The sequence below is a fragment of the Streptomyces sp. NBC_01217 genome (assembly GCF_035994185.1).
In the GTDB taxonomy this organism is placed as follows: domain Bacteria; phylum Actinomycetota; class Actinomycetes; order Streptomycetales; family Streptomycetaceae; genus Streptomyces.
The window spans coordinates 411,587-437,942 of sequence record NZ_CP108538.1 but is presented as its reverse complement, the minus strand read 5'-3'; the positions used below and the strand labels follow the sequence as shown (position 1 = coordinate 437,942).

20 protein-coding genes and 2 pseudogenes are annotated in these 26,356 nt (G+C 68.8%); 15 read left to right on the top strand and 7 right to left on the bottom strand.

The features are described from left to right. Positions 1-184 precede the first annotated feature (184 nt). The 3 genes and pseudogenes from OG507_RS01720 to OG507_RS01710 all read left to right on the top strand — a co-directional run. Positions 185-472 (top strand): transposase, encoded by a 288-nt coding sequence (locus tag OG507_RS01720; protein WP_327365308.1) that lies wholly within the window; start codon positions 185-187, stop codon positions 470-472. Positions 473-477: 5 nt separating this feature from the next. After that, the gene (locus tag OG507_RS01715; RefSeq protein WP_327365307.1) at positions 478-1,380 is read left to right on the top strand and encodes an IS3 family transposase; all 903 of its coding nucleotides are present in this window, start codon (positions 478-480) and stop codon (positions 1,378-1,380) included. A gap of 35 nt (positions 1,381-1,415) precedes the next feature. Next, a pseudogene (locus OG507_RS01710) lies at positions 1,416-1,655 on the top strand (DUF1684 domain-containing protein); the annotation flags it as partial. A gap of 85 nt (positions 1,656-1,740) precedes the next feature. Here OG507_RS01710 and OG507_RS01705 read toward each other — a convergent pair. After that, positions 1,741-2,664, bottom strand: a complete 924-nt coding sequence (locus OG507_RS01705; protein ID WP_327365306.1) for a helix-turn-helix domain-containing protein — start codon at positions 2,662-2,664, stop codon at positions 1,741-1,743. Between the two features lie 118 nt (positions 2,665-2,782). On the opposite strand from OG507_RS01705, the gene OG507_RS01700 reads away from it, so the two are divergent. Together OG507_RS01700 and OG507_RS01695 are read left to right on the top strand one after the other, a co-directional pair. Next, a complete protein-coding gene (locus tag OG507_RS01700; protein ID WP_327365305.1) occupies positions 2,783-3,826 on the top strand; it encodes an NAD(P)-dependent alcohol dehydrogenase in 1,044 nt (347 codons plus the stop codon). Between the two features lie 240 nt (positions 3,827-4,066). Continuing rightward, the gene (locus OG507_RS01695; RefSeq protein WP_327365304.1) at positions 4,067-4,315 is read left to right on the top strand and encodes a hypothetical protein; all 249 of its coding nucleotides are present in this window, start codon (positions 4,067-4,069) and stop codon (positions 4,313-4,315) included. Between the two features lie 19 nt (positions 4,316-4,334). Here the strand turns inward: OG507_RS01695 and OG507_RS01690 are convergent. After that, positions 4,335-5,320: pseudogene (locus tag OG507_RS01690) on the bottom strand (IS5 family transposase). Positions 5,321-5,395: 75 nt separating this feature from the next. Further along, complete coding sequence (locus OG507_RS01685; protein WP_327365303.1) at positions 5,396-6,868, bottom strand: multicopper oxidase family protein; 1,473 nt, start codon at positions 6,866-6,868, stop codon at positions 5,396-5,398. A gap of 732 nt (positions 6,869-7,600) precedes the next feature. Here OG507_RS01685 and frc point away from each other — a divergent pair. The 4 genes from frc to OG507_RS01665 all read left to right on the top strand — a co-directional run bounded on the left by frc (position 7,601) and on the right by OG507_RS01665 (position 12,844). Then, entirely contained in the window at positions 7,601-8,830 is a 1,230-nt protein-coding gene (gene frc, locus OG507_RS01680) for a formyl-CoA transferase (protein WP_327365302.1), read from the top strand. Positions 8,831-9,701: 871 nt separating this feature from the next. Next, on the top strand, positions 9,702-11,090 hold the full coding sequence (locus OG507_RS01675; protein WP_327365301.1) for an OFA family MFS transporter: 1,389 nt from the start codon (positions 9,702-9,704) through the stop codon (positions 11,088-11,090). Between the two features lie 198 nt (positions 11,091-11,288). Then, positions 11,289-11,840: a beta-class carbonic anhydrase gene (locus tag OG507_RS01670; protein WP_327365300.1), complete on the top strand. Its 552-nt coding sequence runs from the start codon at positions 11,289-11,291 to the stop codon at positions 11,838-11,840. Between the two features lie 200 nt (positions 11,841-12,040). Then, positions 12,041-12,844: an acyl-CoA dehydrogenase family protein gene (locus OG507_RS01665; protein WP_327365298.1), complete on the top strand. Its 804-nt coding sequence runs from the start codon at positions 12,041-12,043 to the stop codon at positions 12,842-12,844. Here the strand turns inward: OG507_RS01665 and OG507_RS01660 are convergent. After that, positions 12,805-13,491, bottom strand: a complete 687-nt coding sequence (locus tag OG507_RS01660; protein ID WP_327365297.1) for a GntR family transcriptional regulator — start codon at positions 13,489-13,491, stop codon at positions 12,805-12,807. The two genes, OG507_RS01665 and OG507_RS01660, sit on opposite strands and share 40 nt — an antisense overlap. 425 nt (positions 13,492-13,916) lie before the next feature. Between OG507_RS01660 and OG507_RS01655 the strand changes: the two genes are divergently transcribed. The 5 genes from OG507_RS01655 (at position 13,917) to OG507_RS01635 (ending at position 20,989) form a co-directional block, all read left to right on the top strand. Then, positions 13,917-14,447 carry a formate dehydrogenase subunit gamma gene (locus tag OG507_RS01655; protein ID WP_327365296.1) on the top strand — a complete coding sequence of 177 codons (531 nt, stop codon included), beginning with the start codon at positions 13,917-13,919 and terminating at the stop codon, positions 14,445-14,447. Next, the gene (locus OG507_RS01650) at positions 14,444-16,033 is read left to right on the top strand and encodes a formate dehydrogenase beta subunit (protein WP_327365294.1); all 1,590 of its coding nucleotides are present in this window, start codon (positions 14,444-14,446) and stop codon (positions 16,031-16,033) included. Before OG507_RS01655 ends, OG507_RS01650 begins: the two co-directional genes overlap by 4 nt. Then, positions 16,030-18,843: a formate dehydrogenase subunit alpha gene (gene fdhF / locus OG507_RS01645; protein WP_327365293.1), complete on the top strand. Its 2,814-nt coding sequence runs from the start codon at positions 16,030-16,032 to the stop codon at positions 18,841-18,843. The genes OG507_RS01650 and fdhF overlap by 4 nt, the downstream gene beginning before the upstream one ends. Positions 18,844-18,848: 5 nt before the next feature. After that, positions 18,849-19,061, top strand: a complete 213-nt coding sequence (locus OG507_RS01640; RefSeq protein ID WP_327365292.1) for a formate dehydrogenase subunit delta — start codon at positions 18,849-18,851, stop codon at positions 19,059-19,061. A 515-nt stretch (positions 19,062-19,576) separates the two neighbouring features. Then, complete coding sequence (locus tag OG507_RS01635) at positions 19,577-20,989, top strand: OFA family MFS transporter (protein WP_327365291.1); 1,413 nt, start codon at positions 19,577-19,579, stop codon at positions 20,987-20,989. Between the two features lie 208 nt (positions 20,990-21,197). On the opposite strand, the gene OG507_RS01630 is transcribed toward OG507_RS01635, so the two are convergent. The 3 genes from OG507_RS01630 to OG507_RS01620 form a co-directional block, all read right to left on the bottom strand. Then, the gene (locus tag OG507_RS01630) at positions 21,198-21,896 is read right to left on the bottom strand and encodes a GntR family transcriptional regulator (protein ID WP_327365290.1); all 699 of its coding nucleotides are present in this window, start codon (positions 21,894-21,896) and stop codon (positions 21,198-21,200) included. 96 nt (positions 21,897-21,992) lie between these two features. Further along, a complete protein-coding gene (gene pntB, locus OG507_RS01625; protein WP_327365288.1) occupies positions 21,993-23,465 on the bottom strand; it encodes a Re/Si-specific NAD(P)(+) transhydrogenase subunit beta in 1,473 nt (490 codons plus the stop codon). Between the two features lie 6 nt (positions 23,466-23,471). Next, positions 23,472-25,016 (bottom strand): Re/Si-specific NAD(P)(+) transhydrogenase subunit alpha, encoded by a 1,545-nt coding sequence (locus tag OG507_RS01620; RefSeq protein WP_327365287.1) that lies wholly within the window; start codon positions 25,014-25,016, stop codon positions 23,472-23,474. A gap of 246 nt (positions 25,017-25,262) precedes the next feature. On the opposite strand from OG507_RS01620, the gene OG507_RS01615 reads away from it, so the two are divergent. Beyond that, positions 25,263-26,237, top strand: coding sequence for a 2-dehydropantoate 2-reductase (locus OG507_RS01615; protein WP_327365286.1), 975 nt, complete (start codon positions 25,263-25,265; stop codon positions 26,235-26,237). Positions 26,238-26,356 lie beyond the last annotated feature (119 nt).

Sequence of the window (26,356 nt, the reverse complement as noted above, 5' to 3'; positions counted from 1 at the left end):
GGGGCCGCACGAGGGCATCCGGTCCCGGCCGGGTCCGGGCCGGGTGAGCCGCAGGCCCGGGCCACGGATCCGTCGGGGCGGATCAACAGCCCGGAGTGAAGTTCCACCGTTGATCTGGACAGACTGATACTGGGACGGATGGGTCCCGGAGGAAGCAGTCCAGGTAGTGAGTAGCAAGAGCAGCATGAGCAAGCGGTATACCGCCGAGTTCAAGCGCGATGCCGTGGAGCTGGCGCTGGCCTCCGACAAGACCGTTACCGAGGTCGCCCGGGACCTCGGAGTGAGCCCCGAGAGTCTGCGCGGCTGGGTCAAGCAGGCCAAGGCCGACCGGGGCCAGGGCCCCGAGGGTGCTCTGACCAGCGACGAGAAGGAAGAACTGCGGCGGCTGCGGCGGGAGAACCGGGAACAGCAGCAGACGATCGAGATCTTGAAAAAAGGTCTGGCCTTCTTCGCGAAGGACACGATGAAGTAGGCCAATTGTGCCGCTTCATCGACGCGGAGAAGGCCGCCGAGGACAACCCCGGCGGCTACAGCGTCAGTCTGCTGTGCCGGGTCGCGGGCGTGAGCCGCTCCACCTGCTGCTCCTGGCTCGCCGCTCGGCCGGCGGTCGCCGGGCGTCGGCGTGCCGAGGACGAACTCGCGGAGGAGATAGGGGAGATTAACGCCGCTTCGCGCGGCGCGTACGGTGCCCCGCGCGTCCACGCCGCGCTGCGGCGAGGGGGCCGTGCGATCAGCCGGAAGAAGGTCGGGCGGATCATGCGCGAGCGTGACATCCGTGGCGTCACCCGCCGCAAGCGCCGCCATCTGACGAAGCAGGACACCAGGGCCGCCCCGGCCCCGGACCTGATCGGCCGCGACTTCACCGCGGCCGTACCCGGCACGAAGCTTGTCGGGGACATCACGTACCTGCCGACGATCGAGGGCTGGTGGTATCTGGCGACGGTCATCGACCTGGCGACACGCGAGGTGATCGGGTACGCGATGGCCGACCATCACCGCGCCGGGCTGGTCACCGACGCACTGCGGATGGCTGCGGCCCTCGGCGGCCTGCAGCCTGACTGCATCATGCACACCGATCGCGGCAGCGAGTACACGGGCAGCGAATTCCGCCGTGAAATAAGGAAGTTGAACCTGAGGCAGAGCATGGGGCGAACCGGTATATGTTATGATAATGCCGCAGCCGAGAGCTTTTTCGGACTGCTGAAAGCGGAGATCGGCACCACGGTCTGGGAGAGCCGCGAAGCGGCCCGCGCCGATGTCTTCCGCTTCATCGAGGTCGAGTACGACCGCACCAGGCTCCGCAAACACCCCGAGTTCGGGTACCTCACCCCACTCGAAACCCGAGCCAGGCTGCAACAAGACTTCACCCCCGCAGCGTAAGCAACCGCTGTCCACGATCAGGGTGGAACTTCAGCCTCCTGGTCCTGTTCACCGACGCCACCTCCGGCGTCACGACCTACGCGGCCAACCGCAGCGTCTCCATCTCCCCGCCCGACGACCGGGGCACGGTGGTCATCGACTTCAACCGCGCCACCAACCTGCCCTGCGCCTTCACCGACCTGGCCACCTGCCCGCTGCCGCCGGCCGAGAACAAGCTACCGGTCGCCGTCGAGGCCGGCGAGAAGATCCCGTACGAACGCACCGGCGGCCGCTGAGGCCGTTCGTCAGGACCGGACCGGATCAGGGGCGACGTCTCCACAGACGGTGGTTACGGGCGGCTCCGATCGTCACCGCGGGGCCTCAGCCGCCTGGTGTCCGGCTGCCCGCCCGGACCGCGTCCGTGCCCCAGCTCGCGAGAAGGCGCAGAGCCTCCGCGGAGGCGGAGCCCGGCTCCGCGTGGTACACGCACAGGAACTGTTCGTAGTCGTCGGGGAGTTGCATCGTCTCGTACGCAAGGGTGAGGTCGCCGACCAGCGGATGTCGCATCCGCTTCACGCCGTGGCCCTTCTCCTTCACGTCGTGCGTGGCCCACAGCCGCCTGAACTCCTCGCTCTTGACGGAGAGTTCACCCACGAGCGCAGACAGGTCCGGGTCATCGGGGTGCTGGCCCGCGTACAGCCGCAGATAGCTGACCATGTCGGATGCCTTGGAGTCCCAGTCCAGGAACAGCTCGCGGTAGTCGGGGGAGAGAAAGGTCAGCCGTGCCCAGTTGCGCTCCGCGGGCGGCAGTTTGCCCCAGTCGCCGAACAGCGCGGCCGCCATCCGGTTCCAGGCGAGGATCTCCGAGCGCGCCCCGCCGATGTACGCGGGCACGTCCTCCATCGAATCGAGCAGCTGCTGCAGAGCCCCCCGCACCTGCTGCCGCTTGGGTGCCCGGTACTTCCTGCGCTGCTGCTTCGGCTTGGCGAGGTGGGTGAGGTGCCCATGCTCGGCGTCGGTCAGGCGCAGGGCGCGCGCGATCGCGTCGAGCACCTCCGCCGACACATTGCGCCCGTTGCCCTGTTCCAGCCGTGTGTAGTAAGCCACCGAGACCCCGGCCAGCTGTGCCAGCTCCTCGCGCCGCAGCCCCGGCACCCGCCTGTGCCGCCCGTGCGAGGGGATTCCCACGTCCTCCGGCTTGAGCCGGGCCCGCCGGGTGCGCAGGAATTCGCTGAGTTCGGCCCGGCGGTCGAGGCCATCGGGGAGGGCTGCCTGTCCGTCGTCCGGGGTGGGGGTGTCGTCCATGCCTCCAAGTATTCCCGGTCGTACGACCGGGAGCCTGACCCCGTCAGTAGTAGGACCACTGAACGTACGCAAAGCGGTGACCTGGGTGAACAGGCTGTGAGAAGGCACGCTGGACAACATGACCACGACTGTTGCTGCATACGCCGCCCCCAGCGCCAAGGCCCCGCTGGAGCGCACCACCATCGAGCGCCGCACGGTCGGCGAGTTCGACGTCCTGATCGACATCAAGTTCGCCGGCATCTGCCACTCCGACATCCACCAGGCCCGCGAGGGCTGGGGCGAGGCCATCTTCCCGATGGTGCCCGGTCACGAGATCGCCGGCGTCGTCGCCGAGGTCGGCTCCGGCGTGACGAGGTTCAAGGCCGGCGACCGGGTGGGCGTCGGCTGCCTGGTCGACTCCTGCCGCGAGTGCGAGAACTGCAAGGCCGGGCAGGAGCAGCACTGCGTGCGCGGTGGCGTCGGCACGTACAACGCCATCGGCCGAGACGGCGAGCCCACCTACGGCGGCTACTCACAGACGGTCGTCGTCGACGAGAACTTCACCGTCCGCATCCCGGACGGGCTGTCTCTGGACGTGGCCGCGCCGCTGCTCTGCGCCGGCATCACCACGTACTCCCCGCTCAAGCGCTGGGGCGCGGCCCCGGGCAAGAAGGTCGCTGTGGTCGGCCTGGGCGGCCTCGGGCACATGGGCGTCAAGATCGCGCATGCCCTCGGCGCCGAGGTCACGGTGCTTTCCCAGTCGCTGCGCAAGAAGGACGACGGCCTGAAGCTGGGTGCCGACCACTACTACGCCACGAGCGACCCGGCCACCTTCGAGAACCTGGCCGGTACCTTCGACATCATCCTCTCCACGGTGTCGGCGCCCCTGGACTTCGGCGCGTATCTGAGCCTGCTGAAGACGGGCGGCGCTCTTGTGAACGTCGGCGCCCCTGAGGAGCCCGTCGCCCTGAACCTGTTCTCCTTGATCAGCGGCAACAAGACCCTCGCCGGTTCCGCGATCGGCGGCATCGCCGAGACCCAGGAGATGCTCGACTTCTGCGCCGAGCACGCTCTCGGTGCGGAGATCGAGCTGATCGAGGCGATCGGGATCAACGAGGCGTACGAGCGTGTGCTCGCCTCGGACGTGCGCTACCGCTTCGTGATCGACGCGGCGACGATCTGAGCCGCGCGGCTTTACCGAGCGGGTAATCGACGCCCTCCCCGGGCTCCGGCGGGATCACCCATATCCACCGGATCCCGAGGAGGGCTCGTCCATGACCGCCTACGTCCTGGAGTACATCGAGCGCGCGGCTGAATTCGCGCAACTCCACCCATGAAGACGCAGACCTTGGGCGGAGGGCTCAGGCGAGGAAGTCGAGGCCGCTCAGCAGGCGGGGGTTTAAGTTCTGTTCCACTCAATGGCATGGGTGATGCCGATGTGCGGCACTGCTTCTACGTTGGTTCGGTAGTGAAGGCAGTGCCCGAAGCGGCATCCGCGCCCCCGCCCCAGGAGCTCTCCGTGAACGTTTTGTCCAACGATGTCAGCCTGCTCGACGGGAAGATTTCCGGTATCACCGTGTTGCCCGACGAGGTGGCGGACAAGCCTGTGGTGGTGTTCGTGCACGGCGGCGGGGCCACCGCGAGGTCGTTCGACATCCCCGGCCACTCCTAGGTCCTGTACGGAGTTCAGATCATGCTCGTCGGGTGATGCTGCGTAGCCACAGCATCGTGCCGCACAGGTGGAGTCCGGCCAGGTAGCTCTCGGGAGTCTTGTCGTAGCGGGTGGCGATCCCGCGCCAGTTGCGCAGCCGGTTGATGCACCGCTCGACCGTGTTGCGGTCCTTGTACAGCTCGGCGTCGTGACTGGCGGGGCGGCCTCCGCGCGAGCCCTTCTTTTTGCGGTTGGCCGTCTGGTCCGCCTTCTCCGGGATCACCGCCCGGATTTGGCGTTTGCGCAGGTAGGCGCGGTTGCGGCGGGAGGAGTACGCCTTGTCGCCGGCGACCGCGTCCGGGCGGGTGCGGGGCCGGCCCCTCCTGCCACGGACCTTGATCTTGTCCACGACCCGCGCGAACTGCGGGCTGTCACCGGCCTGGCCGGGGGTGAGGACGAACGACAGTGGACGGCAGCGCCGTTCGGCTGACAAGTGCACCTTGCTGGTCAGCCCGCCCCGGGAACGACCGAGCTCAGCAGCCTTCAAACGGGCCCGGCGGCGTCGCCGCAACCGCTGCCGCTCGGCTCGTTCCGGGTCCCCGTCCTGATCGTATTGCGGCTCCCGTCCCTTCTTCCCGCCCCCTTTTCGGACTCTGCGGCCTCCACCAGCGCTTCCAACTGCTCTTCGTCCAGAACCATCCCGGCGGCGTGGTGGTGAGCGCGGGAGGTAGCAGAGTCCACGCTGACCAGCGACAGGTCTGCCTCACCGCGTTCTGCGGCATAACCGATGACCGTCTCCATCAGGTGCTGGAAGACGCCCTCGCGCGTCCAGATACGGAAGCGGTCGTAGACGCTCGACCACGGACCGTACTCGGCAGGCACGTCTCGCCAGGGGCTGCCGGTGCGGAACCGCCACATCGTCGCGTTGAAGTGTTTTCGCAGGTCAGGTATGGGTCCGGATACTCCCAGCGGGAGGTGGGGCTCAATCAGGGACCACTGCTCATCGGTCACATCGCCACGTGCCATACCTGATGGCCTATCAAGCGCACACGGTTCCGCGCTGCGGATTACCCGAACCGTGATCTGAACTCCGTACAGGACCTAGTTGTGGTCGCCGCGGACGATGTCGAGGATGGCCATCATGCCCAGGTCCTCGTGGTTGAGGATGTGGCAGTGCAGGACGGTCTTGCCGGTGAAGTCGGTGAAGTGGATGCGCATGACGATGTTGCCACGCGCGGGCACGTTCACTGTGTCGTGCCAGCCGCGGGAGGGGTCATGGGCCTTGCCATTGGTGCTCATCAGTTGGAAGTCGTTGGTGTGGATGTGGAAGCTGTGGTCTTCGTCCGTGTTGTTCCGGATGCTCCACTCCTCAACGGTGCCGAGGGCGGAGGTGAAGTCGATCCGGTGAGGGTCGTACAGCCGGCCGTTGATGAAAAACTTCGTGCCCGCCTTGTTTTCCGTGTAGACCACGGTCTTGTGGGCCGCGATCGTTGCGTGGCTCAGGTCCTCGTGCGGGGCGAAGTCGGTCGGGATCGTGGCCCGGGTCGTGCGCGGGCCGCCGGTGACGACGGTCGCGAGGACTGCTTGGGGGAACTGGTTCCCCGCGGAGCCGGTGTTGTAGGGGAGTGTTTCCAGCCGAGCGGTGCCGGGAGTGCCGCCCTGGACGAGGACGTCGAAGCGGGCGCCGGCGGAGATGACCAGTGTTTCCTGGGTATAGACCTTCCGGACGGGAATGCCGTCCTGGGCGATCACGTGGAAGCGGATGCCCGGGAGGCGGAGCTTGTAGTAGATGTTGGCGCCGATGTTGGCCAGCCGCCATAGTTGGGTCTCTCCGGGTCGGATGTTGATGACGGGGTTCTTCTGGCCATTGACCGTTCGGTTGGTGGGCGCGCCGATGCTCAGGGGATGGGTCTTGATCGAGTCGCGCTGGATTTGGAAGTCCTTGAGCCCGATCGTGTGCTCGGTGATGCCTCGCAACGACGGGGGCAGGTGGTTCCGCAGGCCCTCGACGACGATGATGCCGGACTCGCCGCCTGCGACCTGGGGCGCGGACATCATGTCGGCGTGCGAGTGGTACCAGTAGGTGCCGGTGGGATGGTTGCGCGGCAGCTGGTACGAGTAGTGGTACGAGTGGTTGTACTTGATGGCGATGAAGATGTCGTCGGCAGGGGCGCGCGGCGAGACATGGAAGCCGTGCGTGTGCAGGTTGGTGTTCTCGTCGATGCGGTTGGTCATGGTGAGGTCGATGCGATCGCCCGGCCGAACGCGCAAGGTGGGCGGCATGTACGACCCGTTGTAAGTCGTCGCGTACAACTGGCGGTTGCCGACCGGGACCATGCGCCGTTCCACGACGATGGTGGCCTTTAGCGTGCCTTTGCGGCTGGCCAGCTCCGGGGGGTCCTGCAGTCGCGGCCCCCGGCCCGCAGGCGTGTCGCTGCCCTCCGCCGCGGGCTGGTGCGTGGCGCGGGAGTGCTCCATTGGTGCCTGACCCGCGCAACCGGCCAGCCAGGTGGCGGCGAGGACCAGGCCGGCAGCCGGCAAGGACAGTGAGGAACGGGTACCGGGCAGGGCCACATTTCTCCTCAGGGAAGCGGCCGGCCGGGCAAACGTCAGGCCCGGCCAGGAAGTCATGACGAACGCCAACGGCCTCTCAGCTGGAGTGTAGAGATGCGGATGTCAGGAGCCGCAGGGCCACGCGGAGAGCGCTGCGGCATCCGCTCGAACAGGTACATGGACCGCCCAGGTGGCGGCGCCGAGAACCGGTGAGGCGGTACGTGTCGTCGTGCAGGGCCTTACTTGCTCTCACCCCCGCTCTCGCCGATTACTGGCGAGACCTCGCGGTTGAGCAGATCGGCGGGCTGCAGCGGCACAGGTACCTGAGCTCGGCCGGCGGCGATGTGGAGCACGGCGGCAAGCCGCGCTCCGGCCAGTGCCGGGGCGCTCGCCCGCACTGAGCCCGGCAGCCCAACGGTGAAAGGTCGGTAGTCCGAAGAGAACGCGGACGCCGTGCCATGTGTTCCGCTGCACCTTTGCGTGAAGGCTGCGAACCATTGGTCGTCACCGGGAGACTTCGGTGCGGCTCGATGGTTTCGCGCGGAATCGCGTACGGCCTCTGGACAACGACGCCTGCTGCGGCCACGATGATGGCGACTCCATACGGTATGCAATCTACAGTTTGGGGTTGTACAGGCGCGATGACTGCCGTCGTCGCGCAGGGTGTGCGTGTGGGGGCCGGGCCCCCGCGCGACCGTGCTCCTCTCCAGCCCGAACCCGATGACACGACACATCAGCGAGGTGAGGACGGCCATGGCAAAGGCACTAGAAGGCATCCGAGTTCTGGACATGACGCACGTGCAGTCCGGGCCCTCCGCTACCCAGCTCCTGGCGTGGCTCGGCGCGGACGTCATCAAGGTGGAGGCGCCGACCGGCGACATCACGCGCAAGCAGCTGCGCGACCTCCCGGACGTCGACTCCCTGTACTTCACGATGCTCAACTGCAACAAGCGGAGCATCACTCTCAACACCAAGACGGAGCGCGGCAAGGAGCTGCTGACCGAGCTGATCCGGCGCTCCGATGTGATGGTCGAGAACTTCGGGCCGGGCGCCGTCGACCGGATGGGGTTCACCTGGGAACGCATCCGGGAGATCAACCCGAAGATCGTCTATGCGTCCATCAAGGGCTTCGGCGAAGGGCCGTACACCAACTTCAAGGCGTACGAGGTCGTCGCGCAAGCCATGGGCGGGGCGATGGCGACCACCGGGTTCGAGGACGGGCCACCGCTCGCCACCGGTGCGCAGATCGGCGACTCGGGGACCGGCATCCATGCGGTCGCCGGCATTCTGGCCGCCCTCTTCCAGCGGGAGAACACCGGGCGCGGGCAGCGCGTGAACGTGGCCATGCAGCACGCCGTGCTCAATCTGTGCCGGGTGAAACTGCGGGATCAACAGCGTCTCACTCACGGCCCGTTGGCCGAGTATCCGAACGAGGACTTCGGGGACGAGGTGCCTCGCTCCGGGAACGCCTCCGGCGGCGGGCAGCCCGGATGGGCCGTGAGGTGCGCTCCCGGCGGGCCCAACGACTACGTGTACGTGATCGTGCAGCCGATCGGCTGGCAGCCGCTGAGCGAGCTGATCGGGCGGCCCGAGCTGGCCGACGACCCCGAGTGGGCGACCCCGGAGGCGCGGCTCCCGAAACTCGGCAAGATGTTCCAGCTCATCGAGGAGTGGACCTCGACGCTCCCCAAGTGGGACGTCCTGCAGAAGCTCAACGCCCACAACATCCCGTGCGGCCCGATCCTCTCCACCAAGGAGATCATCGGGGACGCCTCGCTCGTCGCCAACGAAATGGTCGTCGAGGTGCCGCACCCGCAGCGCGGCTCGTTCGCCACCGTCGGATCCCCGCTCAAGCTCTCCGATTCCCCCGTCGACATCACCAGTTCGCCGTTGCTCGGTGAGCACAACGAAGAGGTCTTCGTCGGGGAACTCGGTCTCGGTGACGAAGAGTTGGCGCTGTTGCGGTCCGGCGGGGTGATCTGATGCCGCTCGGACCGGCCGACGGCGTGTTCGTGCGTACGTGCTGTCGCCACGGCCACCGCCATGGCCGCGCAGGCCGGTGTCGGTCGCGCGCTGTGCACCGCGTTGTCACCCGGATCCACGGGTATCCGCACTGCGCCGCCCGTACTGCCCGTACGACCTCGGACTGAGGCGTCGGCCCTCATCGTGCCCGCGTCGGCGGACCCCGTCCGCCGACGGGGCGCGGGTGCGAGGCCGGACGGTGTTCTCAGGCGCCCCCTGGCACCGTCCGGCCCGCCCACCCGGCCTCCCCCACCTCACAACGGCACAGTCGAACGGCAACGCAGAGCCATGAGCGTCACCGTGAGCGCCGTCGACGACCCGTCGCGCGATGGCACAAGCATGCGGTGCCCACCATCCGCGAGGTCGTCAACTTCCTGGGACTGCGCAGCAATGCGGCATCGGCAGGCCCAGGGGCGGGGTGCGCCGCCGTCGACCTGAGTAACACCCCGACGCCCAAAGGAGATCGTGGTCCGGTGAGAACCCGCCGCGGTCCGACGCGGACCTCCGCGTGACATCCGGGCAAGAAAGACCGAGAAAGACGGAGTGCAGCCCCTAGACAGAGTGGCAACCCGTCTACAGAATACTGGCTACTCCATATCGTATGCAAAGTATCGGTGTGTGGAGTGGATCACTGTTCCCGTCGTCGTGGAGGGGGTCGCACATGTGGTGACGCGAAGTCAGGACTCGTGAGCGCACGCGCGCTCCGGGCCGCGCCGGGGTGCAGGAGACCCGGGCCGGCCATGGGGTGGGTCGCGGGGCGGACTGGTCCTGACGGCACATGGGAACCGGACAGGGGGCGCTGGCCAGGGTTCTGCGACGTAGAGGAAATGGCATGACGACAACTGACATACCGTCACACGTTCCGTACAGGGAGGTGACGGACCGCAACGGCCGCGTGTTCCGGCTCGGTGAGACCGACCGGGACATCATGCGGAGACCACGCTGGACCATGGTGCTCTTCCCGTGGATCGGCATGATGGGCATCAGCTCGTCGGAGTACGCATTCACCTCCGCCGAGGAGACCCTGCACGACGCGCACTTGTGGGCCAGCGGCCACATCTTCTGGCTGATGGGGGTCTGGATCTTCTTCCAGGCGGCCGTCGCCTTCCCGGCCGGGCAGCTCCGCGAGAGCGGGAGGCTGCCGGCCAAGAGCGCGATGATGCTCGGAGCGCTGGGCACCCTGCTCGGCTATCTCTCGCTGGCGTACGCACCGCATGTCATCGTCGCCTACTTCGGCTTCGGCATGTTCAGCGGCATCGGCGCCGGACTCGTCTACGCGACCTGTGTGAACATGGTCGGCAAGTGGTACCCGGAGCGCAAGGGCGGCAAGACCGGCATGGTCAACGGCGGTTTCGCCTATGGCTCGGTGCCGTTCGTGTTCCTCTTCACCTCGTACATGGATCTCTCCAACTACCAGGGTGTACTGGTCTCCGTCGGCGTCATCTGCTGTGCGGCCGTCGCGGTCGCCGGGTGGTTCTTCAAGGACCCGCCGAAGAACTGGTGGCCCGACCACGTCGACCCGCTGAAGGTCTCGGACGACCCTCGCATCGTGCGGTCGCTGGCCAAGAACCCGCCGTCGGTCAAGCAGTACACCCCGCGTGAGGCGGCCCGGACCCCGGTGCTGTGGATGATGTGGTTCTGCCTCCTCTGCACGGCAGGCATCAACATCTTCGGTATCGCCATGCAGGTGCCGTTCGGCAAGGAGATGGGGTTCGCTGGCGGCATCGTCGCCACGGCCATGTCGCTCAAGGCGATCGTCAACGGGACCGGCCGGGGAGTCATCGGCTGGATCTCCGACCGGTACGGACGCCGCAACACGCTGATCATCGTCTGTCTGGTGCTGGGGTCCGCGCAGTTCGGCGTCTTCTACTCCGGCGACATCGGCTCGATGCCGTTCTTCCTGTTCTGCTCGATGGTTTCCGGCTTCGGCGGCGGCGCGATCTTCCCGCTGTTCGCGGCGATGACCGCGGACTACTTCGGGGAGAACAACAACGCCTCGAACTACGGAATGGTCTACAGCTCGAAGCTGATCTCCGGCCTGGTCGGCTCCGGTGTCGGCGCGGTCGTGGTCAGCGCCTGGGGCTACGGCGGCGCTTTCGCCCTCGCAGGCGCCATCGGTCTCGGCTCGGCGGTGCTCGCATGCTTCCTCAAGGCGCCAGGCCGGCCGAAGCAGGGAGGCGTCCGCACGTCCACGGGCGCGGTTGCGGGGGAGGTGCTCTGAGCAGGAGGTGAAGGTTCGGCCCCGCCGTGCGCGGGGCAGAGCCGGGGTGTCCCCGCGCGGCGCCCCCTCCCGAACCGGGCCGCCCACTCTCCTGACGACCACTTCTGGCCTCCCCTCTGTCGCCCCGGTTCCGCCGGGGCGACAGCGTTCTGCCCGGCTCCGTTCTGCCCGAGCATCGACCCTGAGAGGCGACCGAGCATGTTGACATCGACACCTCCCGGTGCACGCCCGCCCGCCGGTTCCCCTGGCCGGGAATCGGTCATCGACTCCCTGGTGCGGGCCAACCGCACCTACGCCGACGCGTTTCGCGACCCCGGAATGGATGCCCGTCCCGTCCTCGGAGTGGCGGTCGTGGCCTGCATGGACGCCCGAATCGACCTGCACGCCGCGCTCGGCCTCGAACTGGGGGGCTGCCACACCATCCGCAATGCCGGTGGAGTGGTGACCGACGACACCATCCGCTCCCTCACCATCAGCCAGCGTGCCCTGAACACCCGAAGCGTCGTCCTCATCCACCACACGGGGTGCGGCCTGCAGACACTGACCGAGGAGTTCCGGTACGAGCTGGAGCGGGAGGTCGGGCAGCGGCCGGCCTGGGCGGTGGAGTCGTTCAGGGACGTCGACCAGGACGTACGGCAGTCGATGCGGCGGGTGCGTACGTCGCCGTTCCTGCCGTACACCGACGACGTGAGGGGCTTTGTCTTCGATGTGACGTCGGGGCTGCTGAGGGAGATCTCGGACCTCGGCTGAAGGTTCCTGCATCCTTGCGACTTTCCGTCTTTCGGAGGGGAGCCGGGAGGTCGTGGCCGTCCGGCACGTAGCGCTGCGGGGAGCAATAGCATACTGTATGCAATGTAAGCCGATGTCTCGCCACTTCGCTGTCCGCGGCCGAGGCCATCGGGACCGCCCTCCCGGGGCGGATCGGACATCGCACCCGAGGGGGGCGCCCCGTGTCGTATCCCAGCGCACTGCATGACGTCCTGGACCGTGTTATCGCTCCGGCCGGCGAACTGGCACGCCAGGAAGGGAAGTTCCCGCGCGCGGCGGTCATGGCCCTCGGCCGGGCCGGGTTTCTCGGGCTGACCTGCTCGGCCGAACCCGCGGATGGTGGCGCCGACTTGACGCGAGCCGCCGAGGTGGTCGCCCGGGTCGGGCCCGTGTGCCCGGCCACGGCCGCGGTGCTCCAGTCCCACTACGCGGCGGCCGCGGTGGTCGAGGCGTACGGCGGCCGGTGGCTGCGGGGTGAGGTGGCGGCCGGCCGTCACCTGTGCACCCTCGCGGTGGTGGAGGACGGCGCCGGGGGAGCGGTGCGCCCGACCGCGCGGCGTACTGGAGGCGTGGTGGCGCTGGGGGCACGCAAGCATGATGTGGTCGCCGCGGGTGAGGCGGACAGTTATGTCTGGTCGTCGCCGGCCGTCGCCTCGGCCGGTGGCCTGACGCTCTGGGGCGTGCCGGCGCACGCTCCCGGCCTGTTCGTTCCGGCGCGCGCCACCGGGGCGCCGCTCGCCAGCGCCACGTCCACGGTGGTCGCCGACCCGGTGCGCGTCCCGGCCGAGGCGATGCTGGGGGCGGACGGCGAGGGTTTCGGGATTCTGCTCGGCGCCGTGCTTCCGTGGCTGCTCGAACTGTGCGCCGTCATCGGGTCCGACGCGGTGCACCCCTCGCTGGGCGCGCTGGCTCGGTCCGTTTCCGGGACCGCGCGCTCCGGCGACGGTCAGGCGTTCGCGGCCTCTGCCGCGATGGCATTGCGGTAGGTGCGGGTGCGCTCGGTGTGCTTGCGCATGATCTCGCCGGCCCGCTCCGGGTCGCCCTTCGCGATGGCCTCGATGAGGCGGGCGTGCTCGTTCCAGGAGCCCTTGGAGCGGGAGTTGGCGATCGGGGTGTAGTACCAGCGCACCTTGCGCCCCACCTGTGTGATCAGCTCGGCGAGCACGTCGTTGCCGCCCACGGATGTGATGTAGGCGTGCAGGGCCGTGTTCGCGGCGACCAGGCGGTCGGTCGTACTCTCCGCCAGCGCGTCCACGCCGTCCTGCTGGAGCTGCCACAGACGCTCGATGTGCTCGGGCTTTGCGTGATGCGCCGCCAGTTGTGCGGAGTAGGTCTCCAGCACCGTACGGACGTCGAGGAGTTGGGTCGCCTCCTCCTGCGTGGGGGTGTGCACGAACGCGCCCTGGGCGGGCCTGAGGTCGACCCAGCCGTCCGTGTGCAGGCGCTGCAGCGCCTCGCGCACGGGCTGCCTGCTGACACCTAGTTGCGCGGCGAGGTCCGATTCGACCAGATGCTGGCCCGATTTCAGGGTGCCGTTGATGATCATCTCCGCCAGGGCGTCGGACACCGCCTGGCGCAGCGGCGTCGGGCGGGCGACGCGGCGGGCGGAGCCAGCCGTCAGGCCTTGGCGCATGGTTCTCCTGTTCCGCCTCCGAGCTCACCGAGTCGGTGGCTGTGCCGGCCGTTACCCCCGGGCGGGCCGCGCGGCGGTCCATTCAGGATACAGGTTTTCGTATGCAGTGTGGTGTTCCGTGGTGACCATGCGCGATGTCCCACCGGGGCGGACGGTGGTTGCGCCTCGGATCAACGCGGCGCGCCAACGGTGGAGTTGATAGGCCGGTGGAGCGGATCGACAGGTGGCTCCATATAGGATTCTGTATGCAAAAAGCTTGTATGCATCAGGGTTGCATGCTTCGCTAGGACTGTTTCGCCCCTTGCGCCGTGTGCGCGAGGGGAGGTCGAGGTGCCCCTGTGAACGCGAACCGTGGTGCTCGGACCGGACCCCCAGGTGCCCGTGCCCGTACCCCTTCCACGGCCCTGACGAAAGGCCGCACGACCATGAAGACCCGGACCAGTGATCCGACGGTGGAGCAGGTGGTGAAAAAGATCGCCGCCGCCCATCGCGAGCAGCGTGGCGCTCTGTTGCCGATCCTCCACGCCGTGCAGGCCGAACTGGGGCATGTGCCCAAGGAGGCCGTACCGGTGCTCGCCGACGAGCTCAACCTCTCGCGGGCCGACGTGCACGGAGTGGTGAGCTTCTACCACGACTTCCGCGCCGAGCCCGCGGGCCACCGTACCGTCCGCGTCTGTCGCGCCGAGGCCTGCCAGGCCCAGGGCGCGGGGCATCTCGTGGAGTACGTACGGCAGATGGGGCTCACCCTGGGACGGACCACCGAGGACGGTTCGGTCACCGTCGAGCAGGTCTTCTGCCTCGGCAACTGCGCCCTCGGCCCCGCCGTCGAGGTGGACGGACGCCTGTACGGCCGGGTGGACACGGAGCGGCTCGGCGCGCTGCTCCACACAACCGACCAGACGCAGCGCCACGGCGTCGGCGCCACGCCCGACGGAAGCGAGGCACCCCGGTCATGACCCAGCATCCCGCACAGCCCCATGTGCGGATCTACGTCCCCCGCGACTCGGCCGCCCGGTCCGTGGGCGCCGACGAGGTGGCCGCCACGATCCAACAGGCCGCCGACAGCCCCGAGTCGGCCATCGATCTCGTACGTACCGGATCGCGCGGCATGCTCTGGCTCGAACCGCTCGTCGAGGTCGCCACCGAGCACGGTCGTATCGGCTACGGTCCGGTGACCCCCGACGACGTTCCCGCACTGCTCGCCGCCGGCCTGCTCGACGGCGGCGAGCACCCCCTGCGCCTCGGCCCCGTGGACGAACTGCCGTGGCTGGCCCGGCAGAACCGGGTCACCTTCGCGCGCGTCGGCGTCATCGATCCGCTCGACGCCGACGACTATCTGCGCCACGGCGGTCTCACAGGACTGCGCACCGCGCTGAAGCTCACGCCAGCCGACGTGGTCGCCGAGGTGACCGACTCGGGCCTGCGTGGGCGCGGCGGAGCGGGCTTCCCCGCAGGCATCAAATGGAAGACCGTCCTCGACTGCCCGGGCGAGCTGAAGTTCATCTGCTGCAACGCCGACGAGGGCGACAGCGGAACCTTCGCCGACCGCATGCTCATGGAAGGCGATCCGTTCCTGCTCATCGAGGGCATGACGATCGCCGCGCACGCCGTCGGCGCCCGCGAGGGCTACCTCTACATCCGCTCCGAGTACCCGGACGCGGTCGCCACGATGCGCGCCGCCATCGACATCGCCCGCGAGCGCGGCTGGCTCGGCACCTCCGTCCTCGGAACGCCGCTCGACTTCGATCTGCATGTGCGGGTCGGCGCGGGTGCGTACATCTGCGGCGAGGAGACCTCCATGCTGGAGAGCCTGGAGGGCAAGCGCGGCATGGTCCGCGCGAAGCCGCCGATCCCCGCGATCGAGGGCCTGTTCGGCAAGCCGACCGTCGTCAACAACGTGCTGACGCTTGCCACTGTTCCCGTCGTCCTCGCCCAGGGCGCCAAGGCGTACCAGGAGCTCGGCGTGGAGCGCTCCCGCGGCACCCAGGTGTTCCAGCTCGGCGGCAACATCGCCCGCGGCGGCATCGTCGAGACCGCCTTCGGGATCACGCTGCGCGAACTCATCGAGGAGTACGGCGGCGGCACGCGGTCGGGTCGGCCGGTGCGCACCGCGCAGGTCGGCGGGCCGCTCGGCGCCTACCTTCCGCCCTCCTCGTTCGACCTGCCGATGGACTACGAGGCGTTCGCCGCGGCCGGGGCGATGGTCGGGCACGGCGGCATCGTGGTCTTCGACGACACCGTCGACATGGCCGCCCAGGCGCGCTTCGCCATGGAGTTCTGCGCGGCCGAGTCCTGCGGCAAGTGCACCCCGTGCCGGGTCGGTTCAGTGCGCGGCGTCGAGGTGATCGACAAGATCGTGGCGGGGGAGCAGCGGGACGAGAACCTGGCACTCCTCGACGACCTGTGCGATCTGATGACCGAGGGCTCGCTGTGCGCGATGGGCGGGCTGACCCCGCTGCCCGTGCGCAGCGCCCTTGCTCACTTCGCGGACGACTTCCTCGGCGAAGTCGCCGCCGACAAGAGGACGGAGGGCACGGCATGACACTGCTCAAGGAACCCGATCACGGCACCCCGGAGCGACCGGGGCAGGCCACGGTGGCGCTCGAGGTGGACGGCATGCCGGTGAGCGTGCCGGAGGGCACCTCGGTGATGCGTGCCGCCTCGCTCGCCGGCGTCGAGATCCCCAAACTCTGCGCCACCGACTCCCTGGAGGCCTTCGGCTCCTGCCGGCTGTGCGTGGTCGAGATCGACGGCCGGCGCGGCACGCCCGCCTCCTGCACCACCCCGTGCGCCGACGGCATGCAGGTGCGTACCCAGACACCCAAGGTGGAGAAGCTGCGCCAGGGCGTCATGGAGCTCTACATCTCCGACCACCCGCTGGACTGTCTGACCTGCCCCGCCAACGGCGACTGCGAACTGCAGGACATGGCGGGCGTCGTCGGACTGCGCCAGGTGCGCTACGGCTACGAGGGGGAGAACCACCTCGACGCCGAGAAGGACACCAGCAACCCCTACTTCGACTTCGACGCGTCCAAGTGCATCACCTGCTCCCGCTGCGTCCGCGCCTGCGGCGAGATCCAGGGCACATTCGCCCTGACCATCGAGGGACGCGGCTTCGACTCCAAGGTGGCGGCGGGCGCGGGGGAGTCCTTCATGGACTCCGAGTGCGTCTCCTGCGGAGCCTGCGTGCAGGCCTGCCCGACGTCCACGCTCCAGGAGAAGTCCGTCGTCGACCTCGGCATGCCCACCCGCTCGGTCCTCACCACCTGCGCGTACTGCGGCGTCGGCTGCTCCTTCAAGGCCGAACTGCGCGGCGACGAACTCGTCCGCATGGTGCCGTACAAGGACGGCGGCGCCAACGAGGGCCACGCGTGCGTCAAGGGCCGCTTCGCCTTCGGCTACGCCACACACCCCGACCGCGTCCTCAAGCCCATGGTGCGCGAGAAGATCACGGACCCGTGGCACGAGGTCGAGTGGGACGAGGCCATCGCCACGGTCGCGCGCCGGATGCGGGCTCTGCAGGACACGTACGGGACCGGCGCGGTCGGCGCGATCACCTCCTCGCGGTGCACGAACGAGGAGGTGTACGTCGTCCAGAAGATGGTCCGCGCCGCCTTCGGCAACAACAACGTCGACACCTGTGCGCGCGTCTGCCACTCGCCCACCGGATACGGGCTCAAACAGACCTTCGGTGAATCCGCGGGCACCCAGGACTTCCGCTCGGTCGCCGAGGCCGACGTCATCATGGTGATCGGCGCCAACCCCACCGACGGACACCCGGTGTTCGCCTCCCGGATGAAGCGCCGGCTGCGCGAGGGCGCCCGCCTGATCGTGGTCGACCCGCGCCGCATCGACCTCGTACGCTCGCCGCACATCGAGGCCGACCACCATCTGCAACTGCGACCGAGCACCAACGTGGCCGTGGTCAACGCCATGGCGCACGTGGTGGTCACCGAGGCGCTCGTCGACCAGGGCTTCGTGGCCGAGCGGTGCGAGGGCTACGAGGAGTGGGCCGCGTTCGTGGCCCGCCCCGAGAACAGCCCCGAGGCCGTCGAACCGGTCACCGGGGTTCCGGCCGAAGAACTGCGCGCGGCCGCCCGGCTGTACGCGAGCGCACCCAACGGGGCGATCTACTACGGTCTGGGCGTCACCGAGCACAGCCAGGGCTCGACCATGGTCATGGGGATGGCCAACCTCGCGATGGCGTGCGGGAACATCGGCCGCGACGGCGTGGGCGTCAATCCGCTGCGCGGCCAGAACAACGTCCAGGGCTCCTGCGACATGGGTTCCTTCCCGCACGAACTGCCCGGCTACCGGCATGTCTCCGACGACGCGGTGCGCACCGTGTTCGAGGACCTGTGGGGCGCCGCCCTGCTGCCCGAGCCGGGGCTTCGCATCCCCAACATGTTCGACGCGGCCATCGACGGCTCCTTCCGCGGCCTGTTCGTGCACGGCGAGGACATTGCGCAGTCCGACCCGAACCTGAAGCACGTCACCGCGGCCCTGGAGGCGATGGAACTCGTCGTCGTCCAGGACCTCTTCCTCAACGAGACTGCCAAGTTCGCGCATGTGTTCCTGCCCGGGGCGTCGTTCCTGGAGAAGGACGGCACCTTCACCAACGCGGAGCGCCGGATCAACCGGGTGCGCGCGGTGATGGCACCGAAGGCGGGCAAGCACGAGTGGCAGATCGTCACCGAGATCGCCACCGCCATGGGGTATCCGATGGCGTACGACCACCCGGGCCAGATCATGGACGAGATCGCCGCGGTCACCCCGACCTTCGAGGGCGTCTCCTTCGCGCTGCTCGACAAGGTGGGCAGTGTCCAGTGGCCGTGCAACGCCGAGGCGCCGGAGGGTACGCCCGTCATGCACATCGACGAATTCGTCCGCGGCAAGGGGAAGTTCGTCGTCACCTCGTACGTGCCCACCAATGAGCGCTCCACCCGCCGCTTCCCGCTGGTGCTCACCACCGGGCGCATCCTCAGCCAGTACAACGTCGGGGCGCAGACGCGCCGCACAGGCAACGTCGCCTGGCACCCCGAGGACGTGCTGGAACTGCATCCGCACGACGCGGAGGACCGCGGGATCACCGACAATGACCTGGTCACCCTGGCCAGCCGGGTCGGCCGCACCACGCTGCGCGCCCTGGTCTCCGACCGGATGCCGACCGGTGTCGTCTACACGACCTTCCACCACCCGGTCACCGGGGCCAACGTGGTGACCACGGAGAACTCCGACTGGGCGACCAACTGCCCGGAGTACAAGGTGACGGCCGTCCAGGTCGCCCTGGCGCCGCGTGGGCGCGAAGGGGCCACCGCGGCCCCCGTGGGCGCCCTGACGGCGGGAGACTGACAATCATGGCCTCCACTGAGCCGTCCGAGTGCCGCATGGCCAATGACATCGCCGCGAACCTCGCTCATCTGCCCGCGTCGCAGGCCGCCACCGAACTGGCCGGACACATCGGCAGGTTCTGGGACCCGCGGATGCGCAGCAGGCTGCGCGCGCTGGTGGACTCCGACGTGTCGGGCGTGCACCCGCTCGTCGTCGAGGCGGTGAAGCTGCTGCGCTGACCGGGTAGTTGAGGGCGCGGCCCGCTGCGGTCCGACGCAGCGGGCCATGTCTCTTGTCCGACCCCGCGGGGAGTCCCCGCGGGGTTCTTCGGCATGCCCGGAACCGGTCGTCCCGTGCCACTGCGGCGTGTAACCGCACTGCGCCCAAAGGTAGTTGGGTAATGCACTGGTCAAGCTTCATGCCGCCCCGCTGGACACACGATTTCAGCTCTCCATACCGTATGCAATCACCGGTCGGGCGTTCTGCGCCATGATCGGCAGGTCAGTTGTCCGTCATACCTCGGCGCGGCCCCGAACCCGCCGCGCCGAGGCCGAACCGCCAGGTCACCGCCTGCACGTCGGCGGACTCCGGGATGCCGCCCCGGACCCGTGACGCGCCGACGGCGTACCCCCTACCCGCGCCCGGCGAGAGTCCGGGCGCGCACCGTGGAGGGGAGTCGCTTTCACCCACTGCACGAAGAGCAGGGCCCCAGGGGGCGCACGCCAAGCTCTTTTTCAGGCAAGGGAAGGCACACATGTCAGTAACACCGCAGGCGACTTCCTCCTCGTACCGAGAGGTCACCGATGCCAACGGGCGCGTCTACCGCGTCGGGGAGAGCGACCGTTCCATCCTGGGCAGGCCTCGGGCGTGGATGGTCTGGCTCCCGTGGATCGCGATGATGGGCGTCAGCGTCTACGAGTACGGCTACAGCTCGGCGGAGTCGACCCTTGAGCACGCCCATGGCTGGACCCTCACCGAGGTCTTCTGGATCGCCAGTATCTGGGCGGTCTTCCAGGCGGGCGTCGCCTTCCCCGCGGGCAGGCTCCGCGAGACCGGAAGGCTCTCCGCGAAGACGGGCATGCTCCTCGGAGCCGTACTGTCCGGGCTCGGCTTCCTCTCCATCGCCCACGTCTCGAACCCGATCGTGGTGATACTCGGCTACTCGGTGCTCGGCGGCGCAGGCTCCGGGCTCGTCTACGCGACCTGCATCAACATGGTCGGCAAGTGGTATCCGGACAACAAGGGCGCGCGGACCGGCTTTGTCAACGGCGGATTCGCCTATGGCACACTGCCGTTGATCTTCGTCTTCAGCTACTGGTTCCACGCCGACAACTTCCGGCTGGTCCTCGACCTGATCGCCCTGGGCATGGTCCTCCTCGTGGGCGGTTGCGGCTTCTTCTTCCGCGACCCGCCCAAGAGCTGGTGGCCGCACGACGTGGACCCGCTCAACCGCGGCGGTGGCGAGGACGCCGGGCGTGTGGCGCGCAGGCTGCGCAAGAACCCGCCGGCCAAGGGGCAGTTCACCCCGATGCAGGCGATCAGGACCGGACAGCTGCCGCTGATGTGGTTCGCCCTGGTCTGCGTAGGCGGCGTCTCGCTCTTCGGCATCAACTTCCAGGTCCCCTTCGCCAAGAGTCTCGGCTTCGGGCCGTTGATCGCCGCCTCGTCGGCGGGTGTGCTCGCCGTGGTCAACGGGGTGGGCCGGGCCGCAGTGGGCTGGCTGTCGGACACCCTGGGCCGCCGGCAGACTTTGACGCTGGTCCTCCTGATCGCGGGCGTCGCGCAGTTCGGCGTGCTGTGGTCGGGGCAGGCCCACAACGAGACGCTTTTCCTGATCTTCGCGTTCGTCAACGGCTTCGGCGGCGGCGCCTTCTACCCGCTGTTCGCGGCACTGGTCCCGGACTACTTCGGGGAGAACAACAATGCCACCAACTACGGCCTCGTCTACAGCGCCAAGCTGGTCGGCGGTGTCGGTGGCGGTGGCTTGGCCGCTTCGGTGATCGGCGCCTGGGGCTACTCGGGCGGCTACTACCTGGCAGGTGGCATCGCCTTCCTGTCGGCTCTGATCACGCTGCTGCTGCGTCAGCCCGGCCGACCTGCGGACCAGAAGCGGCCCGCCGAGCAGGCCGTCGCCGGCAGCCGCGGGCTGACCGGCGCGGCGAACTGAGCGAATGCCCGGGCGCGAAGTCGCGCCCGGGCCCGCAGACCGTGCGCGGGTGCGGACAGCGCGTCGGGCGGCGGCGGCAGTCGTCCGACGGAGCGCCCGTGGCACAGGCCGGGCCGGACGGTGGGGTGCGCTCCCTGCTCCGTCCGGCCCCGGCCCATTGGTGTGTCAGGTGCCCCATTCGACGCGAGGCCGGCTGGAGTCACCGCGGTCACGCCGGGGCCCGGGGTGCCGCGGTCAGCTGCCGGCAGTAGAAGTCGGTGGTCGTCCGGGTGTGATGGTGCATCAGTTCCTCGGCCCGGTCGGCGTCACCGGCCGCGATGCGGTCGATGATGTCGGCGTGCTCGTTCCACGCGTCCTTGCCGCGTGGCCGGGCGATGGGCATGTAGTACCAGCGCACCCGGCGGTCGACCTGCCGGATCAGCTCGGCGAGGATGGGGTTGCGCGCGAGCTCGGTGATGAAGCCGTGCAGCGCTGCGTTCGCCTCGACGATGCCGCGGGCGTCGTCGGCGGAGAGCGCGGCTATTCCGGCGGCCTGCAGTTCCCACAGGCGCGCGATGTCCGGACCGGTCGCGTACTGTGCGGCGCCGCGCGCCGAGTGGGTCTCCAGGACGGCGCGGACGCTGAGGAGCTGGGTGGCCTCCTCGACGGTCGGGCTGTGCACGAATGCGCCCTGCGCGGGGCGCAGTTCCACCCATCCGTCGGCCTGGAGACGCAGGAGTGCCTCGCGCACCGGTTGGCGGCTCACGCCGAGGTCCGCGGCGAGTTCGGCCTCGACCAGATGCCGGCCCGGCTGGAGTACGCCCCCCACGATCAGCTCGATCAGGACGTCGTAGACGGCCTGGCGCAGGGGCGCGGGCCTGTTGACGGGTGTCGTCACGTTGGCTGGGGAAGTGCGTGGCTCGCGCATGGGCTCCCTGGTGGTGGCAGGCTGTGGGGAGGTGCCGGTGATGGAGGGGGAGAAATCACGTACAGCGTATGGGCTTCTGTATGCAATCTGTCTACATCAGGCAGGTGCGGGCTGCTCCGTCGGCCGGTGTCCGGAGCCCGCTGCCGGGCCCTCGTCGCTCGCCGCCAGTTCGCGCAGGATCGCTTCCACGCTCTGCTTGGCGTCGCCGAAGAGCATGCTGCTGTTCTCCCGGAAGAACAGCGGATTCTGCACACCTGCGTACCCGGAGGCCATGGACCGCTTGAACACGACCACGTGCTCCGCCTCCCATACCCGCAGTACCGGCATCCCCGCGATGGGGCTGGCCGGATCGTCCATCGCCGCCGGGTTGACGGTGTCGTTGGCGCCGATGACCAGGACCACCGAGGTGTCGGCGAAGTCGTCGTTGATCTCGTCCATCTCCAGGACGACGTCGTACGGTACGCGGGCCTCGGCAAGCAGTACGTTCATGTGTCCCGGCAGCCGCCCCGCCACGGGATGCACGCCGAAGCGCACGGTCACGCCGCGCTCCCGCAGACGGCGCGTCAGCTCCGCCACCGGGTGCTGCGCCTGGGCGACCGCCATGCCGTACCCCGGGGTGATGATCACCTTCGTGGCGCCCGCCAGTGCGCTTGCCGTGTCCTCGGCGCTGATCTCCCGGTGCTCGCCCTGCTCCTGCTCGCCGCTGGGTGCGGCCTCGACGCCGAAGCCACCCGCGATGACGGAGAGGAAGGACCGGTTCATCGCCCGGCACATGATGTACGACAGGTAGGCGCCGGAGGAGCCGACCAGCGCCCCGGTCACGATGAGCAGGTTGTTGTCCAGCAGGAAGCCGGCCGCTGCGGCGGCCCAGCCCGAGTAGCTGTTGAGCATCGAGACCACGACGGGCATGTCGCCGCCGCCGATGGAGGCGACCAGATGCCAGCCCAGGACGAGCGCGAGCACGGTGACGGCGATCATCAGAGCGAGGCTCGGGCTGACGGTGAACCAGACGGTCAGGGTCACGAACGCGACCAGAGCGCCGACGTTGAGCAGGTTCTTCCCGGGCAGGGTCAGCGGCCGGGACTTGATGCGCGCCGACAGTTTGAGGAACGCGATCACGGAACCCGTGAAGGTGACCGCGCCGATGAAGATGCCGATGAACACCTCGGCGTGATGGATCCGCAGCAGCGACCCGGCCAGCTCGGTGGGGCCCGGGTGCTGTGCCTCGACCTCCAAGTAGCTGTTCCAGCCGATCAGTACGGCGGCAAGCCCGACGAGGCTGTGCAGTACGGCGATCAGTTCGGGCATCTGGGTCATCTCGACCCGGCGGGCCTGCCACAGGCCGATCGCGCCACCGATCGTGCCCGCGACGGCGATCAGCGCGATCGACCCGCCGGAGACGGAGCGGCCGGCGACGACGACGGTGGCGACGAGCGCAAGAGCCATTCCAGCGACGCCGTAGGCCACCCCCGCCCGGGCGGTGTGGTGCCGGGAGAGCCCCGCCAGGCTGAAGACGAACAGCAGCGCGGCGACGATGTCGGCGGCCTGGGCCGCCGTGGATGCGTTCATCAAACCTCAGCCTTTCGAGAACATGCCGAGCATGCGACGGGTGACGGCGAAGCCACCGAAGATGTTCACGGTGGTGAGCAGGATGGCCAGGAAGGCCAACACGCTGATGGCCAGGGGCGGGTGGCCGATCTGGAGCAGCGCCCCGACCACCACGATCCCTGAGATCGCATTGGTCACCGACATCAGCGGGGTGTGCAGCGCGTGGTGGACCTTGCCGATCACGTAGTAGCCGATGACCACGGCAAGCGCGAACACCGTGAAGTTGGCGGCGAGCTGGGCGGGTGAGATGGCGATGAGCGCGAACAGGGCGAGCATCCCGAGCCCGATCAGTCCGTAGCGGCCCGCCGGTGACAGGCGCCGCGGAGGCGCCGGATCGACCGGTGACGCCGGCGGGGCCGGGGCCTTCGCGGGCGCTGCAGAGACCGCGACGGGGGGCGGCGGCCACAGCGTCTCGCCGTCGCGCACCACGGTCACCGCCCGCTGTACGACGTCCTCGAGGTCGAGGGTCAGCTGCCCGTCCCGGCCCGGGGTGAGCAGCTTCAGCAGGTTCACCAGGTTCGTGCCGTACAGCTGTGAGGCCTGGGCAGGCAGGCGGCCCGCGAGGTCGGTGTAGCCGATGATGGTGACGCCGTTCTCGGTGACGACAGCCCGATCGCTCACCGTCCCTTCGACGTTCCCGCCCTGCGCCGCCGCCATGTCGACGATGACGCTGCCCGGTTTCATCGAGGCCACTTGATCGGCCGTGATCAGCCGTGGCGCCGGGCGGCCCGGGATCAGGGCCGTCGTGATGATGATGTCGACATCCCTGGCCTGCTCGGAGTAGATCTCGGCGGCGCGCAGGTCGTACGCCTCGGAGGTGGCTCGCGCGTATCCGTCGCCCGCCGACTCCTGTTCGACCTCGACAGGCAGGAACTCGCCGCCGAGTGACCGTACTTGGTCGGCGACCTCGCCGCGCGGGTCGGTGGCCCGGACCACCGCGCCGAGGCTCCCCGCGGCTCCGATGGCCGCGAGGCCGGCCACTCCTGCGCCGGCCACCAGCACCTTCGCGGGAGGCACTTTGCCCGCCGCGGTGACCTGTCCGGTGAAGAACCGTCCGAAGGCGTGCGCCGCCTCGATGACCGCCCGGTAGCCGGCGATGTTGGCCATCGAACTGAGCACGTCCAGGGACTGGGCCCGCGAGATGCGGGGCACGGCGTCCATGGACAACGCGGTCAGCGGCCGGCTGGCGAGCTGGGTGAGGAGTTCGGCGTGTTGCGCGGGGGCGAGCAGGCCGACGATCGTCGCCCCGTCCCGCAGTCGTCGCACCTCGTCGTGGGACGGCGCGTTGACCTTGAGGACGACATCGGCGTGCCAGGCGTCGTCGAGGCGTGCGCCCGCTTCGACGTACGACGCGTCGGAGAAGCCCGATGCGGTTCCGGCGCCGGTCTCGACGACGATCTCGTAGCCGAGCCCGATGAGGCGGCGGACGGTGTCCGGGGTGGCCGCCACTCTGGTCTCTCCGGAGGCCGACTCGGCGACCACGCCTATGCGTTGTGGTGGTGATGCAGACATTGCTCTCCTCTTCTCAGGGGCCTTGCGGGTCCGTCGGTGCGCGGGGAGCGTCAGGAGCGGAGGAAGCGGGACACCGGACAGGAGGCGCGTAGCATATTGTATGCAGTTCGCTCCACGCCAGAGGTGGATCCGGACAGGTGGTCGGGGGTGTCGCGGCTGTATTAGTTCGGGTGCGAAGGGTGTACAGCGGACCGGCTGACTGCATACAGTATTCAATCACTCACCTTCCTCCTGAGAGGAGATGCCGTGAAGATTGCTGTCCTCGGAGCCGGCGCGATCGGAGCCTTCGTAGGAGCGGCCCTGCACCGGGGTGGTGCCGATGTCCACCTGATCGCCCGCGGTCCGCACCTGCAGGCCATCCGTGAGCGCGGGGTCAGGGTCATCAGCCCGCGCGGGGACTTCGTCGCCCACCCGCACGCCACCGACGACCCCACCGAGATCGGACCCGTGGACTTCGTGTTCCTCGGGCTGAAGGCACACTCCTATCCGACCAGCGGCCCGCTGATCGAACCGCTCCTCGGTGAGAACACCGCCGTTGTCGCCGGGCAGAACGGCATCCCGTGGTGGTACTTCCACCGGCTCGCCGGCCCTTACGAGGGTCGCCGGATCGAGGCGGTGGACCCGGGCGGCGCGACCAGCAAGGTCCTCGCGCCGGAGCGGGCGGTGGGCTGCGTGGTCTACCCCGCCACCGTCATCGAGACCCCTGGCGTGATCCGCCACATCGAAGGCACCCGCTTCTCCATCGGTGAACCCGGCGGCGGGATCTCGGCGCGGTGCACCGCGCTGAGCGAGGCGATGATCGCGGGTGGGCTGAAGTGCCCCGTGGAGCCGAACCTGCGGGACGACATCTGGATCAAGCTGATGGGCAACGTCGCGTTCAACCCGATCAGCGCGCTCACCCGGGCCACGATGGTCGAGATCTGCCGGCATCCGCCGACGCGAGGCCTGGTGGCCCAGCTCATGGAGGAGACGCTGGACATCGCCGCCCGGGTCGGCAGCACACCGGACATCTCCATCGAGAAACGGCTGCGGGGTGCGGAGGGGGTCGGCGATCACAAGACGTCGATGCTCCAGGACCTTGAGGCGGGCAAGCAGTTGGAACTCGACGCCATCGTGACCGCGGTGGTGGAGATGGCCGATATCACGGGCGCCGAGGCACCCAGGCTCCGAGCGGTGCACGCGGCCACGGACCTGCTGGCGCGCCGCACAGGCACGGCATGAGAGCCGGCCCGGCTCCCGCAACGGCGGTGGGGAGCCGGGCCCTTGGTGCGGGCAAGGCGCCGCCCACGCCGCCGGGTAAGCTCGAACAGCGCAGCCATCGCAGGTATGTTCGACCTGGT

What these genes read in the sequence shown, in the direction of transcription:
- pntB (WP_327365288.1), bottom strand. Translation starts at nt 23,465, where the DNA reads ATGAACGCATCCACGGCGGCCCAGGCCGCCGACATCGTCGCCGCGCTG.
- frc (WP_327365302.1), top strand. Translation starts at nt 7,601, where the DNA reads ATGGCAAAGGCACTAGAAGGCATCCGAGTTCTGGACATGACGCACGTG.
- OG507_RS01670 (WP_327365300.1), top strand. Translation starts at nt 11,289, where the DNA reads ATGTTGACATCGACACCTCCCGGTGCACGCCCGCCCGCCGGTTCCCCT.
- OG507_RS01675 (WP_327365301.1), top strand. Translation starts at nt 9,702, where the DNA reads ATGACGACAACTGACATACCGTCACACGTTCCGTACAGGGAGGTGACG.
- OG507_RS01700 (WP_327365305.1), top strand. Translation starts at nt 2,783, where the DNA reads ATGACCACGACTGTTGCTGCATACGCCGCCCCCAGCGCCAAGGCCCCG.
- OG507_RS01620 (WP_327365287.1), bottom strand. Translation starts at nt 25,016, where the DNA reads ATGTCTGCATCACCACCACAACGCATAGGCGTGGTCGCCGAGTCGGCC.
- OG507_RS01660 (WP_327365297.1), bottom strand. Translation starts at nt 13,491, where the DNA reads ATGCGCCAAGGCCTGACGGCTGGCTCCGCCCGCCGCGTCGCCCGCCCG.
- OG507_RS01635 (WP_327365291.1), top strand. Translation starts at nt 19,577, where the DNA reads ATGTCAGTAACACCGCAGGCGACTTCCTCCTCGTACCGAGAGGTCACC.
- OG507_RS01695 (WP_327365304.1), top strand. Translation starts at nt 4,067, where the DNA reads ATGGGTGATGCCGATGTGCGGCACTGCTTCTACGTTGGTTCGGTAGTG.
- OG507_RS01655 (WP_327365296.1), top strand. Translation starts at nt 13,917, where the DNA reads ATGAAGACCCGGACCAGTGATCCGACGGTGGAGCAGGTGGTGAAAAAG.
- OG507_RS01720 (WP_327365308.1), top strand. Translation starts at nt 185, where the DNA reads ATGAGCAAGCGGTATACCGCCGAGTTCAAGCGCGATGCCGTGGAGCTG.
- OG507_RS01650 (WP_327365294.1), top strand. Translation starts at nt 14,444, where the DNA reads ATGACCCAGCATCCCGCACAGCCCCATGTGCGGATCTACGTCCCCCGC.
- OG507_RS01630 (WP_327365290.1), bottom strand. Translation starts at nt 21,896, where the DNA reads ATGCGCGAGCCACGCACTTCCCCAGCCAACGTGACGACACCCGTCAAC.
- OG507_RS01640 (WP_327365292.1), top strand. Translation starts at nt 18,849, where the DNA reads ATGGCCTCCACTGAGCCGTCCGAGTGCCGCATGGCCAATGACATCGCC.
- OG507_RS01705 (WP_327365306.1), bottom strand. Translation starts at nt 2,664, where the DNA reads ATGGACGACACCCCCACCCCGGACGACGGACAGGCAGCCCTCCCCGAT.
- fdhF (WP_327365293.1), top strand. Translation starts at nt 16,030, where the DNA reads ATGACACTGCTCAAGGAACCCGATCACGGCACCCCGGAGCGACCGGGG.